Origin of the sequence: Enterobacter sp. 200527-13, from assembly GCF_027924865.1 — a bacterium.
Classification (GTDB): Bacteria; Pseudomonadota; Gammaproteobacteria; order Enterobacterales; family Enterobacteriaceae; genus Enterobacter; species Enterobacter ludwigii.
The window spans coordinates 320,829-334,583 of the sequence record NZ_BSCM01000003.1 but is presented as its reverse complement, the minus strand read 5'-3'; the positions used below and the strand labels follow the sequence as shown (position 1 = coordinate 334,583).

Here is a 13,755-nt window from a genome sequence, read left to right as displayed (position 1 = left end):
CACCACTCCTTGATGAAAAAGCGTTAAGCCCCTTTCAACATATCAAACACCACGCGGGCAAAACCTTTCGCCAGTTCAGGGTTAGAGAGATACTGCACCATCATCTCCTGCTGGGCGTCGTTGCTGTCCATCACGGCATCATCAATGGCTTTCGGGAAATCGCCCAGCATCGCCTGTTCGCGGGTATTGTTCGCAATCTGGGTCATCACCGCCTGGTTTTCTGACAGCTTGTCGCGCACCGCGAAAGCATAATTGATCATGTCTTTATCAGTGAGATTATCGGTAACGAACAGCTCGTTCAGGCGAGCCAGGATATTCGACAGAAACTCTTCTTTCTTATCCTTCGGCTTCGCCGTACCGACATCATTCCCCGGTTTGATTTTATATTCCGCCGCATCTTCCTGTAGCTTCAAATGCTGCTCGTGAAGTTTCGACAGGCGATAATGGCTCATCTCCACGTTGCTTAAATCAATCTCATCTTCTTCGATACGCTGCTCATGCAGCAACGGACGCAGATGGCGGGCAAACAGGCTCAGCTTTTCCAGGTTCTTGTCGTCGTAATCGACGATTTGCGACATAAACTCGTAAAAACGGACAAAGCTGCCGAGATCTTTCTTGAAGATATCCAGCTTACTTTTTTCTTTTTCACACTCTTTGAAGGTGTTTTCCGCATTGGTGATCAGCACAACATCGCCGGTCTTCTTGGTACGTTCGAAGATCGCTTTGGCCTTTACATACTCGTCAATCGCCGAGGTATAGCGTTGCTTCCAGCGCTGCACCGCAGGTTTGCAGATATTGCTAATCGCCGCATTGGATTTGTTTTTGCTGAAGAACGCCTCACAGAATTGCTCCACTTCGTTCCACAGGAAAATACCGCTGGTTCGCAGCTTTTCAAACAGTTCAAAAACCTGTTGCGGGTCGCTGACATCCGTCAGTTCCGCTGTCTGGTAGTACGGCTGGAAAGCACCCAATATCTCGTCCGGCTCGTTATAGAAATCGAGCACAAAGGTGCCGGACTGCGCCTTCCCAGGATAAGTACGGTTCAGGCGAGACAGGGTTTGTACACACTCCACGCCGCCCAGCTTTTTATCCACATACATGGCACAAAGCTTGGGCTGGTCAAAACCAGTCTGGAATTTGTTGGCCACCAGCATCACCTGGTAGTCATCGGTATCAAACGCTTTGCGCATATCCCGGCCTTTCAGGCCTGGGTTCATATTGATCTCGGTGAACTTTTGATTGAGCAGCGCAAGGCTGTTGTGGTCATCTTCATGGAATTCCACTTCACCGGAGAACGCCACCATTGCTCTGATCTTGTCGTATTTTTGCTCGGCGATGTATTTATCGAACGCCAGCTTGTAACGCACCGCAGCCTTACGAGAACTGGTCACCACCATCGCTTTCGCCTGGCCGGCCAGTAAATGCATTACATGCCTACGGAAGTGCTCAACAATCACCTTCACCTTCTGCGACACGTTATGATCGTGCAGTGAGACCCACTGGTTCAGTTTGATCTTCGCTTTTTTGCTGTCTACCTCCCGGTCAGGATCGTCCAGCTTTTGCAGCAGCTTGTACGCCACTTTGTAGTTGGTGTAGTTCTTCAGCACATCAAGAATAAAGCCCTCTTCGATGGCCTGGCGCATGGAGTAAACGTGGAACGCTTCCGGCTTATTGGTTTTTGAAGCTGGTTCCTGCGGATTCGGGCGACGGCCAAATAGCTCCAGGGTTTTGGCTTTCGGCGTAGCGGTAAAGGCGTAATAGTTGAGGTTGTTGCTGCCGTTACGCGCGGCGACGGTGGCATCCAGAATATCTTCTGAAGACATCTCCACCTCGTCATCCGCTTCTTCGGTCATCAGCACTTCTTTCAGCTGACGCGCCGTAGAGCCACTCTGCGAAGAGTGCGCTTCATCGGCAATCACCGCGTATTTACGCTGCTTGAGGCTGACGCTGTTTTCAATCGCCTTCAGGACAAACGGGAAGGTCTGGATGGTGACGATAATGATCGGCTGTGAATTTTCCAGCGCGCTCGCCAGCTTTTCCGATTTTGAACCGTCGCCTTCTTTATTATTGATACGCCCGACCACGCCATCCTGATGCTCAAACTGATAGATGGTGTCCTGCAGCTGGTCGTCAAGCACGGTGCGGTCCGTCACCACTATCACCGAGTGGAACTGCTTCTCGCCATTTTCATCGTACAGGCGGGAAAGCTGATGGGCCGTCCAGGCGATGGAGTTCGATTTACCCGACCCCGCGCTGTGCTGAATCAGGTATTTATTGCCGGTGCCTTCCACCGTGGCGGCGGTGATCAGTTTGTTCACCACGTCCCACTGGTGATAGCGCGGGAAAATCAGGCTCTCACTTTTGTACTTCAGGCCAATGGCATCTTCTTTTTCGACAATTTGCAGATGCACAAAACTGGCAAGAATTTTCAGCAGATTGTCCGGCAACAGCACCTCATTCCACAGGTAGCTGGTGGCGTAGTCGTTGGCATCTTCCGGGATATCGTTCCCCGCACCGCCGTCATGGGTGCCTTTGTTAAACGGCAGGAAGAAGGTTTTATCGCCCTCGAGCCTGGTCGCCATAAACACTTCGTACTGGCTGACGGCAAAGTGCACCAGCGCCCCGCGTTTAAAAGTTAGCAGCGGCTCAGGTTTATTGGTGCCAGGATCTTTCGGCAAACGCGTTTTCTTATATTGCGTGATGGCGTTTTGCACCGCCTGCTTAAATTCAGACTTCAATTCCAGAGTCGCTATCGGCAGGCCATTAACGAACAACACCAGATCGATACGCCATTTCTTGGCCTTGGCACCCATCTCTTCAAATGCGGCATTCGACGCATGCGGGCTGTAAACCAGTTCCGGCACGATGCGGCAGATATTCTGTTTGTAGCGCGCAAGGGTTTCCGGGTTGAGGTTATGCTCCGGCTTAAACTGGCACAGGTAAAAACGCGCGTTGTGGCTTTTAATTCCATGGCGCAGCACGCCGAGCGTGCCGTAAGTGCGCGAAAGCATATCGGTGGCGTTGATATCCGCTTTTTTCAACTGAGCCACCAGCGCATCGAGGAAATGACGCTCGGTCTCAGTAGGATAAATTTTGGCAAACTTCTCCCACTCCTGCGGCTGTGTGGTCTGCACAAAGGTCAGCGCATCCTGTGAGTACAGCGCACGTTCGCGATCGTAGCCGTCGGTTTTGCCACGAATCCAGCCTTTTGCCTCCATCTGAGCGATCATCTCATTCTGGAAAATCAGCTCCTTGGTGCTGTCCATGCTCATGCGGTGGCCTCCTGTTGTTCCTCAACGTCCTGCGTGTTAGGGGCAACCCAGTCGCGGACGTCGATTTTTCCGGTGACAGCAGCGGAGATAAGGGCGGTGCGGCGTTCCTCCAGTAATTGGATTTGGACTACCGCTTTACTTTCTAAGACATCTAGTCTATTCAACTGAGCGTAAATATAGTCTGATATTATCTGTTGTTCGCTCAGTGTTGGAAATATTCCGAATACCTTTTCAAGGTTCTGAATAGATAGGCGCCTTAAAGCTGCTCCTTTTACAAAACTTTCTACCTGTTCTTTTACTAACGAGCTTTGCAGAAGCAAATCCATGAAGGCCGGTAAAGTTTTTTCTTTATCAGCCCGAATGATGATTAAGGATGATGCAACAACAAAGTCAACGTCGTCTGGCACAATTGCTGTTTGGCCTATAGTCCCATCTTTACTGAAGAGTATGTCGCCACTAAATGGTTTGCAGCCAGTTTTTACTAAATACTTATAACTCGCCGAACTGGTAAGTAAGGAGTTATTAAAATCAATTATCCCTTTCTTAATATCCTTAATTGAAACAAAGTAATGTTCACCTTCATTAGTATCAGGAGATATATGAGCACCATCCGTTATTGCGGAGCATTTGTATTTCAACAAACAAATATCCCAATGAGCTGGTACTTCCCCCAACCACTCAACACCAGAATCTTTCATCGGCACATCAGGGTTTAGCCCTTTGGTAACAGCATGACTAATCACTGCCTGACGTTTTTCTTTCAGTAATTCAATCAGTCGTTGTTGCTTCTCAATTAGGTTGTCGATTTTTGCGGTTTCGTGATCGAGGAAAGCTGCGATTACATTTTGTTCCTGAACCGAAGATAATGGTAGGCTGAGAGCACTGAACTGCTCATAGTTAATTGATTTTCCATCTCTTAAGCTATCCGTCGACGATTGTAATGCAGCAATAAAAGGCATGCATTTCAAAAGATAACGATAATAACAATAGCTGATCGGTTTAGAATTTTTCAATACAGTATATGCTGGCGATACACAGCCAGTGTACTGGCTATATTCAATACCGCCCTCAAAGCTACGTAAACTTATAACAAAATTATTAGCTTCTACATGTCTGAATGATTCCGTTCCTTTTAATGCAAGCATCACTTTTGATTCATTTAGTTGCATCATTAAGGATTGGGGAATTACACCATACTTTTGGCTTGCTGCGAGCTGCTCATCACTTTTATATGCCGGTGTACGCACGCTTTGAAACATGCGTTTTGCAGATAAGATTTCCCAATGGCTGGGGACCTCACCCAACCACTCAACCCCAGAATCCTTATACTCCGGATACGTCTTATACTTAGCCATCAGGAATGTACCTCCTGCAGCAGCTTCATAATCTCGGCACTGACCGCATCCAGATCGGCATCAATCTCTTCCAGCGGGCGCGGAGGCTGATAGACGTAGAAATGACGGTTAAACGGAATCTCGTAACCGACAATCCCCACCTCACCATCTTTCGCATCGCGCTTATCGGCGTTGATCCACGCGTCATTCACATGCGGCAGCACTTCAGACTCGAAATAGTTTTCAATCAGGTCACTGGTGGAGACTGCCGGATTCAGCGGCACGTTCTCGTTATCACGCAGCTCACCGTCCTGCTCAAACTCAACAACCTTGCCTTTGTACTCAAATGCTCCGTACAGCGGCTGAGCGGCTTCTTTCAGTACCTTCTTCACCACCGGCTCGGCATCCGGGTTTCTCGTAGTGATAGCATCGATAAACTGCTTGTTCTCTTTTGCATCCAGTTTCACGCCAGCCGCTTTGATGGCCCCTTTCAGGGTCAGCTGGAACTGGTTGAAGTCATTACTCACCAGCGTTTTGCCACCCGCCTGCGTACCCAGAACCGTCTGAATCTGCTGCGCTTTTTCCATCAAGGCGCGCTGCACCTGCCACAGCTTGCTGTCGAGCAGATCTTTAATCTGCTTCTCTTTAAGCTCAGCAAATTCAGCTTTAATGATGGCGCGCGCATCGGCTTCGAGTTCGGAGAAATCACCATAGGTCTCTTCCTGCCATTGGGCTGCGAATTCTTCATACAGACGTTCCATCGGCGCGTTAAACGGCTTCGGCGCAAAGCGCAGCGTCGCAATCGCTTCATCCGTCACTTGTGCAGATAAACGCAGCGGGCGCTCAATGGTCAGGCGACGATAGCCAAAGTCGGTGCTGTTGAAGATTTTGCTGGCGAAGGTTTTTGGCGCTTCGGTTTTAGCCGTGGCCGACTGACGACCACGGTTGGATTTTTGCTCGGCGGCTTTTTCCAGACCCAGTTCTTCCAGGGTTGTGGCATCCACTACTTCAAAATCACCAAAGGTCTGGGTGATCAGCTTGATATCGTCATCACCCATCAGGTTACGCTTGGAACCCAGCGATTTACGCATCTTGCCGCACAGATTAGTGCCATCAATCAGATGTACTTTGCCTTTACGCTCAGGTGCTTTCTTGTTGGAGAGGATCCAGACGTAGGTGGCAATGCCGGTGTTGTAGAACATGTCCGTTGGCAGCGCGACGATCCCCTCCAGCAAATCGGCTTCCAGAATGTAGCGACGGATCTCGCTCTCACCGCTGCCCGCACCACCGGTAAACAGTGGCGAACCGTTAAGGATAATCCCGATACGCCCGCCGTTGCTCACGGTGCCATCCACATTGTGGTTGTCGCGCATTTTGCTGATCAGGTGCATCAGGAACAGCAACGAGCCGTCGGATACACGCGGCAGGCCCGGTCCAAATCGACCGTTAAAGCCTTTCTGCGTATGTTCGTCGTTAATCTCGCCCTCAATCTTCTTCCAGTCGACACCAAACGGCGGGTTAGAGAGCATGTAGTCGAACTGGTCCTGCGGTAACTGGTCGTTAGAGAGGGTGTTACCCAGTTTAATCCGGCTGACGTCCTGACCTTTGATCAGCATATCGGCTTTACAGATAGCGTAAGATTCCGGGTTCAGCTCCTGGCCGAAGGCACGCATGACCGCGTTAGGGTTCAGTTCGTGCACATATTCCATGCCTGAAGAGAGGAAGCCGCCGGTCCCGGCCGTCGGGTCATAAATGGTGCGGATGATACCGGGCTGCGTCAGCGCTTCATCATCTTCCATAAACACCAGCGAGGTGGTCAGACGCACGATATCGCGTGGGGTAAAGTGCTCACCGGCGGTCTCGTTAGAGCTTTCCGCGAAACGACGAATGAGTTCTTCAAACACCAGGCCCATTTCATAGTTGGAAATGGCTTTCGGGCTAAGGTCGGTAGTGGCGAATTTCTTCACCACTTTAAACAGCAGATTGGCATCTTCCAGCAGGCCGACAAACTCGCTGAATTTGAAGTGCTCAAAGATTTCACGTGCGTCCGGGGAAAACGCCTGTACGTAGCTTTCCAGGTTGGCTTTGATGTCGTTCTGCCCCATCTTGCCCAGATCCATCTTCGAGGTGTTGAAGAAGGAGAACGTACTGGCGCGCAGCAGAAACTTCTCTTTGGCATCTTCTGGCAGTGGGCTGGTTTTTAATTCATCATACTTCGCCACCACCGCATCTTTGGTCTCCGCCAACACGCACTCAAGACGGCGCAGCAGCGTAAAGGGCAGGATCACGCGCCCGTACTGCGACTGTTTAAAATCACCGCGCAGCAGATCGGCTACCGACCAGATAAACGCAGCCGTTTGAGAAAAGTTAGTGTTAGTCATGAAGCCCTCGGAAGAGATCGCAGCCCAGGAGCAAAATGCTCGGGCAAAAATTCAGTTTTGGAATGCAATGCGCAAAATAATACCTGCTACAGGGAGTATCGCAACCGATATGGGACAAAGAAATGCTCAGTCTCAGGAGGGTAATCCAATATGTGGCAAAACGTGTAGCAAAAGGCTATTCGGCAATGGATGCGTTGTGCTTTCTCAAGTCTCACATGAAGTTCACTCGTTGGAGTGTAATCATTATCGAAGCCAGCAGTATTCAAGTCATAGATTAGCTCTTACTAGGGAGTCCAACATGGCCAGAAAGGTAGTACAGTTGGCCAAGCTTCTGTCGGATAAATAACCCTGCGTCGAGCATGAGCTGGCTTGGTAAACGCTGAGATAATACGGTAGCGAATCATTTTTCAGTTCGCTGAAAAAGGATGAATTATGAAACGGATCTATAAAGTTATGGATCTGGCCAGTCTGATATCTTCGATTAAACTGAGGTGTTCTACAACCGGGCCCTGTGTCACAGTCATCTCGATGGCGTCAGTCCGAAGGCCTCCGAACAGGCCTCGTCTTGAGGACTGGATATGTCTATGGGGGATGTACACTCTCTGCTCATAGCACGAAACGGACGAGCAAGCTTAGCTTAAGGTCCGCTGAGAGCGAAAATTGACATATTTGTTAAAGTTAATGGTTCGTTTTACGCCAGTACTAACGCAGCTGTTTTTCCATTTCAGGCGCTTAACGCTGAACCTAGCGGTAAATCGTAGAGTGATCGACGTTGACTCCACGTTCAGCCAGTATCTCCTGCAGCTCACGGATGATGTGGATGATGCCCGGCTGGATGAGATCCGTGGTCAGGTAGGCTGAAAAATCGTAGATGATCATCGCCAGTGGAAATAATAGCACGCTGCCATACCTGCCAAGGCGCCCCGAAAATGGCTTCATAAACGGGTTCTCCGTTTTTTGTTATTGAATGGTTATTATCAACTTAGCTCGTGCAGTTCCTTATCCATCGCAGGAGTCAGTCTGAGATCAAGAAATTCTACCTCCAACCCCTTGCGCTGAGGTGTACAACACATGATGCCCGTTTTTACAGGGCCCGTAGGGAAAGGGCATAAGCGAAGTAATGGCCAGTACTGTCCATCTGAGGAGTACTGCAGTCGTAACGCATCTTTTTTACGGGTCAGACGCAGCCAGAATTCCTTCGGATCCCCAGGAAAGAGTCCTGTAGCCCAGTCGGAATTTCTCATCGTGAGTACACTCCCGATTGCAGGTGCTCCATCGTTAAATTCGATGCCAGCTTTGAGCCAGTGCTGTTCTTCAGAGAGCATCATAATTCCGGCCTGGTCATAGAGTGTTGTGAAGTCTGCGCGGATCCTGACCTGAAAAGTAAAATCACCTGTTACATCAGTAGCGTAGATGTGGCCGGTAAAACGCTCAAACCCGTACCAAGTACGGTACCAGAAATCAGTATGCTCATCTGTGATTACCGACAGGGCGTTAACCAGTGTTTAAGATTGCCGTTGCTGTCGCTGCAGTACGCACAATATTTATCACTGGCACCGTGTGCATCGGGTGCCGACATCGGCATTCCGCAGGCCTGGCAGAACAGTTCATGTTGTGACATATGATGCTCCTTATGGTGATATCCTGATTAATAAACATACAGAATATGTATTGTGCAAGTGATGCATCAGATCAAAGCAAAGGCGAAGCTCCCGGTATCTCCGGTCAGAAATACCGGGAACCTGTTGTTACCTGGCGATGAGCGCGAACACGCCCCAGCCAAAGTATTCCCGCGCGTACGTTACGTGGCGTTTCGGCGAGATGTTTAGCTCGGCCCTGACTTCGGCGGCGAAGTCGTCGTCAGGATTGGCTTCCAGCCAGCGGCGCATGTTCAGCCATTTCGCGGCCTCATATCGGTCCCAGCCTTCCTGGTCCGCCAGTACCATTTCCACCACGTCGTAGTCGAGGTCGTCAAACGCGCTGACAAGCCCTGGTAGCGTCAGAAAATCGGTCGTCGAGCTGACGCCACAGGCCTGGGCTATCTCGTCCGTTGGCGGAAGCTGACGCCAGTAAGGTTCACCGATGAGCATGATCCCGCCCGGTTTAAGGCTCTGCGCCAGCAGTTCGACTGTCCCGGCAAAGCCTCCGGCAATCCAGGTCGCGCCGACGCAGGCTGCTACGTCACATTTTTCATTGGCGACGTAACCCGCCGCATCATTATGAATAAAATGTACGCGTTCGCTGACGCCGAGTTCTTCCGCGCGGCGTCTGGCCTGCGAGGTGAAGAGCGAACTCATGTCGATGCCAGTCCCCGTAATGCTATGATCCCGGGCCCAGGTGCAGAGCATCTCGCCCGAGCCGCTGCCGAGGTCCAGAATTCGGGTCTCCGGTTTCATGCGCAGCACGCGACCCAGCGTGGAGTACTTCTCTTCGGTGAACGGGTTGTGGATGCGGTGTTCGCTTTCACTGATGGTAAAAATACGTGGAATATCCATTAGTTAATTCCTGTTATTGGGTTAAGCATTAAAAAGGGCACAACAAGATTGTTATTCACGCCAGTGCTCCGGTTTCATCAGGGCCTGCGCGCACTGGATGTGGCCGGTCACGTTCATGGGCTGAGCGGTGAGTGCTTGCATCATCCAGCAGGCTTTGTGCTCCTCTGGGATGGGATAAGGTGCTGGATAGCCTTTGTCTCCGGCACAGGGTTCGAACTCATGTCGTGGGTAATAGGTAGCGTGACCGAGAACAAAAACCGTCTGGCAGCCCATCGATTTCAGGTGCTCGATGCCAGTGCGTATCAACCGTCCTCCCACGCCCATCCCCTGGTATTCCGGTATGACTGCCAGGGGAGCGAGGATATGCATCAGCGGTGAATCCATTTCCCCTTTGAAGGTTGCCCGGGTAAATAAAATATGCCCGACGGCTTTGCCTTCATGTCGGGCCAGCAGCGATAACGCAGGGCGCGCGCTTTCAACCTCAAGTAAAGAGGCCGTTAAATCGGCTTCTTTGCTGAAGCCCAATGCGCGGGTTTCGACTTCCCGGATATCACTGGCATCACTTTCATCTGTGATTTGAAAAGTGAAGTGGTGTGCTGTCATAGAAACTCTCCTTAGCGATTATCGAGCTGAGCGCGAACGTTATTCAGCCCGGTAGTGTTGATTCGATAGGGCTGACCATTGACGGACTTGATAAGTTTTTTGGTTTTGAGTTTTTTGAAGACGGCGAGCGTGCAGTCGGTCAGCAACAGCCCTTCGCGGCTGTAGCATTCAACGGAGGTGACGCGGCCTGAAGCATCGCGGACGTGCGCAATACGTCCACCTTTGGCGAGAACGTGTAAGGTACGTTGTTCCTGACGGGATAAATTCATACTGGAAAACCTGTTTAATCATCATGTGCAAAACGTGCAAACACACCGCGGTGTCCGCATTCGATTTCGGCGCATTGATAATCAGTCCGGCCTGAAAGGTCGGGGAGCTGATTATCGGATGATTACATTCTCCAGCATCAAAGCCTCGGGTTGAGTTGAGAGGTATTTACGGGGTGAATAATATCACCTGTTTATTTTAAGGGAATGGTCGGGTGGGAAAAGTGTGATCCAGGTGGAAGCTCAGGCAGCGCCATCAACGGATCGTAGAACCGGATGGCGCGATGTAAATCAGCTGAGATCGTGCAGCGCTTTATCCATGGCCGGAGCGAGACTGAAATCACGAAACTCGACGGCTAAGCCGCTGCGTTCGGGCGTGCAGCACATGACACCGACTTTCACTGGCCCCGACGGGAAATGGCATAAACGCAGCAAAGGCCACGACAGCCCGTCTGCTGAGTACTGTAACCGCAACGCGTCTCCCTTACGGGTCAGGCGAAGCCAGAACTCCCGGGGTTACCCGGGAAGATACCGGTTGCCCAGTCGGAGGCCTGTAACGTCAGTACGCTGCCAATGGCCGGCGCGCCATCATTGTATTCAATCCCGGCCTTGAGCCAATGTTGCTCGTCCGACATCAGCATGATTCCCGCCTGGTCATAGAGCGTGCTGAAATCAGCGCGGATTTGAGTCTGAAACGTGAAATCACCCGCCGCGTCAGTCGCGTAGATGTGGCCCGAGAAACGCTCGAATCCGTACCACGTATGGCGCCAGAAATCGGTGTGGTCGTCTGTCACGACCGATAACGTGTTGTTCTCGCTATGCCATTCGGCAGGTTCGTTTATCCAGTAAAATTCGTTTTGCATAATGTCCCCAGGTGACTGTCAAAAGGTCGTCGGTATGCGGCCTCCCTTGCTCAACAGGATTCGCGCCTGAGCCAGGGGCTCTCGACCAGCACCTTATCCCGGTGGGTGTCGCCATTGATAATGTGCAGTGTACTTAAGCGCCCAATCTCATAATGCGGCAGCTGGACCGTGGATAGCGGGGGTAAAAACAAATTTCCGATGCCGACAAGATTATCGTAGCCAAGAACGGCAATATCCTGTGGGATTCGGATACCCTGCGTTAACAGCGTCTGATACACCATGAAGGCAATACGGTCGTTACCACAGATGACTGAATCAAATTGCGGTTTCCCCTGAACGATATGCGCCAGCAGCATCTCCGGAATATCCCGGTAGTGCTCATCGCCGAATTGCATATAGCAGTGCTCAAGCGTATCAGGATCGATACCGGCTTCACGGCAGGCGCGATCAAGCCCCCGACGGCGGCGACGCGTCGCCAGATGGTTGACAGGTAAATGCAGGCAGAGAGGGCGGCTGTATCCCGCCGCCAGCAAGGCCTGTACGGCCGTATACTGGCCTTGTTCATCGTCAGGTATATAGCTGGCAACCGGTTCTCCCGTGTTCTCGCAGTTGGCCAGAACGCAAGGGTGCTCCAGTAGCCGGGGCGGGATGCTCACTTCACGCAGCCCCATGGTGGTGAAAATGATCCCCCCTGGCCGGTGGGCGAGCAGCAGGTCGACAATATCGTCAGGATTATCATCGGTAAACATATTCACCACGAAGCTGTTCCAGCCATACGCCCGTGCGGTTTCTTCGATAGACAGCGTGATTTCTACCGAAAAAGGGGTGGTGACGGTATCCAGCGCCAGCACGCCGATGGTTTTGTTCCGGGAGCCGACACGACGAACCTGCCGGGCTGAGAGGTCAGGCACGTAATTTAACTGCAGGATCGCCTCCTGCACCCGGGACAGAGTTTCAGGCTTTACGCGTTTCGGGTCATTGAGCACCCGGGAAACCGTCATGAGCGATACATTGGCCAGTTTGGCCACATCTTTTAAAGACGCCATAGCTTTCCATTATCTGAATGCATTCGACCCGGTAAGGTGTTGTGAGCCAATGCGAATGTCCTATTCTAGGCACCGACACCCAGGGTTACGCAAGTCACACTCAAAAGTTTGAGCGCGATCTCAACACATTAATGTTAACGTTAACTTTTGTGATTAACATCGAGTATCACATCAAAATCGAGTGTACGCCTGAAATGTTAACGTTACCATCTTAGCATATCCTTCTTGCGAGATTACGTAGATGAAAAAACGGCCTACTCGAAGTTACATGCTGCTCAGCGCTCTGCTGTTCTTTTTCTTTGTGACCTGGTCCTCATCAAGTTCACTTCTCTCAATCTGGCTTCACCAGGAAGTGGGGCTAAAGGCATCGGAAACCGGCATTATTTTTTCCGTTTTATCCGTCTCCGCGCTCTTCGCGCAGGTCTGTTATGGCTTTATCCAGGACCGACTCGGTCTGCGCAAACATCTGTTATGGTTTATCACCGCGTTGTTGATCCTCTCCGGCCCGGCTTACCTGCTTTTTAGCTACTTGCTGAGCGTTAATATTCTGCTGGGCAGCGTATTCGGGGGCTTATTTATCGGGCTGACGTTTAATGGCGGTATCGGCGTTCTGGAGTCCTATACCGAGCGCGTTGCGCGTCAGAGTACGTTTGAGTTTGGGCGGGCACGCATGTGGGGGTCTCTGGGCTGGGCGGTCGCCACGTTTTTTGCCGGGTTACTGTTTAATATCAACCCTGACCTTAACTTCCTGGTGGCGTCATGCTCAGGGTTAATCTTCTTCTGTCTGCTGGCCCGCTTAAAGGTGGCCGCGCCGGCAAGCATGGAGAAACTCGAAATTGGCGCTAAAAAAGTTTCTCTGGAGGACGCCCTGCGTCTGCTGACTATGCCGCGCTTCTGGGCGCTGATATTCTTCGTGGTCGGAACCTGCATTTACGGCGTATACGATCAGCAATTCCCGGTCTATTTCTCGTCACAGTTCCCGACATTACGAGAAGGGAACGAGATGTTTGGCTATTTAAACTCTTTCCAGGTCTTTCTCGAGGCCGCGGGTATGTTTTGTGCGCCATGGCTGGTTAATCGCATAGGCGCTAAAAATGGCCTGATATTCGCAGGTATGGTGATGGCGCTGCGCATGATTGCTTCCGGGCTGGTGGAAGGCCCCTTGCTTATCTCCATTACCAAACTGCTTCACGCGGTCGAACTGCCAATATTGTTAGTCGCCATATTTAAATACAACAGCCTGAATTTCGACAAACGTCTCTCCTCCACCATTTATCTGGTGGGATTTGCCTGCACCAGCTCCGTCATTGGCACCGTCTTGTCCCCGCTGGCAGGCTTTAGCTATGAGAGATTTGGCTTCGCCCAATCCTATCTGATCATGGGCATCATGGTGTTCAGCACCACGTTTATTTCCATTTTCCTTTTGCGCTCAACTAAATCCTCATCTGAGCCATCTTTTCTGCAGCAAAACGCTGTGTAATGTACTGAGAGTAAA

The 13,755-nt window shown here is 51.1% G+C and carries 8 protein-coding genes and 5 pseudogenes; 2 read left to right on the top strand and 11 right to left on the bottom strand.

Annotation, left to right across the window (positions count from 1 at the left end; genetic code table 11):
- Positions 1-23: 23 nt before the first annotated feature.
- Genes QMG44_RS13705 through QMG44_RS13695 form a run of 3 tightly spaced genes read right to left on the bottom strand, consistent with a single transcriptional unit; the run spans position 24 to position 6,987 of the window.
- Positions 24-3,272, bottom strand: coding sequence for a type I restriction endonuclease subunit R (locus QMG44_RS13705; RefSeq protein ID WP_086533188.1), 3,249 nt, complete (start codon positions 3,270-3,272; stop codon positions 24-26).
- Positions 3,269-4,627: a restriction endonuclease subunit S gene (locus QMG44_RS13700; protein ID WP_086533189.1), complete on the bottom strand. Its 1,359-nt coding sequence runs from the start codon at positions 4,625-4,627 to the stop codon at positions 3,269-3,271. Before QMG44_RS13700 ends, QMG44_RS13705 begins: the two co-directional genes overlap by 4 nt.
- Positions 4,627-6,987 (bottom strand): class I SAM-dependent DNA methyltransferase, encoded by a 2,361-nt coding sequence (locus QMG44_RS13695; protein WP_086533190.1) that lies wholly within the window; start codon positions 6,985-6,987, stop codon positions 4,627-4,629. Before QMG44_RS13695 ends, QMG44_RS13700 begins: the two co-directional genes overlap by 1 nt.
- 320 nt (positions 6,988-7,307) lie before the next feature.
- Here QMG44_RS13695 and QMG44_RS13690 point away from each other — a divergent pair.
- Positions 7,308-7,556 (top strand): annotated as a pseudogene (locus QMG44_RS13690) (IS3 family transposase); the annotation flags it as partial.
- 229 nt (positions 7,557-7,785) lie between these two features.
- Here QMG44_RS13690 and QMG44_RS13685 read toward each other — a convergent pair.
- From QMG44_RS13685 to QMG44_RS13650, 8 genes and pseudogenes are all read right to left on the bottom strand, one after another.
- Positions 7,786-7,926, bottom strand: a pseudogene (locus QMG44_RS13685) (MFS transporter); the annotation flags it as partial.
- A gap of 38 nt (positions 7,927-7,964) precedes the next feature.
- Positions 7,965-8,489: a DUF1349 domain-containing protein gene (locus tag QMG44_RS13680; protein WP_086533192.1), complete on the bottom strand. Its 525-nt coding sequence runs from the start codon at positions 8,487-8,489 to the stop codon at positions 7,965-7,967.
- Positions 8,486-8,608, bottom strand: a pseudogene (locus QMG44_RS13675) (zinc ribbon domain-containing protein); the annotation flags it as partial. The pseudogene QMG44_RS13675 and the gene QMG44_RS13680, both read right to left, overlap by 4 nt.
- Before the next feature lie 127 nt (positions 8,609-8,735).
- Positions 8,736-9,482 (bottom strand): cyclopropane-fatty-acyl-phospholipid synthase family protein, encoded by a 747-nt coding sequence (locus QMG44_RS13670; protein ID WP_086533193.1) that lies wholly within the window; start codon positions 9,480-9,482, stop codon positions 8,736-8,738.
- 55 nt (positions 9,483-9,537) lie between these two features.
- Positions 9,538-10,085, bottom strand: a pseudogene (locus QMG44_RS13665) (GNAT family N-acetyltransferase).
- A gap of 11 nt (positions 10,086-10,096) precedes the next feature.
- Positions 10,097-10,354, bottom strand: coding sequence for a YjhX family toxin (locus tag QMG44_RS13660; RefSeq protein WP_014882342.1), 258 nt, complete (start codon positions 10,352-10,354; stop codon positions 10,097-10,099).
- A gap of 288 nt (positions 10,355-10,642) precedes the next feature.
- A pseudogene (locus tag QMG44_RS13655) lies at positions 10,643-11,214 on the bottom strand (DUF1349 domain-containing protein).
- 50 nt (positions 11,215-11,264) lie between these two features.
- A complete protein-coding gene (locus QMG44_RS13650) occupies positions 11,265-12,260 on the bottom strand; it encodes a LacI family DNA-binding transcriptional regulator (RefSeq protein WP_014168435.1) in 996 nt (331 codons plus the stop codon).
- A 241-nt stretch (positions 12,261-12,501) separates the two neighbouring features.
- Between QMG44_RS13650 and QMG44_RS13645 the strand changes: the two genes are divergently transcribed.
- Entirely contained in the window at positions 12,502-13,740 is a 1,239-nt protein-coding gene (locus tag QMG44_RS13645) for an MFS transporter (RefSeq protein WP_086533194.1), read from the top strand.
- Positions 13,741-13,755 lie beyond the last annotated feature (15 nt).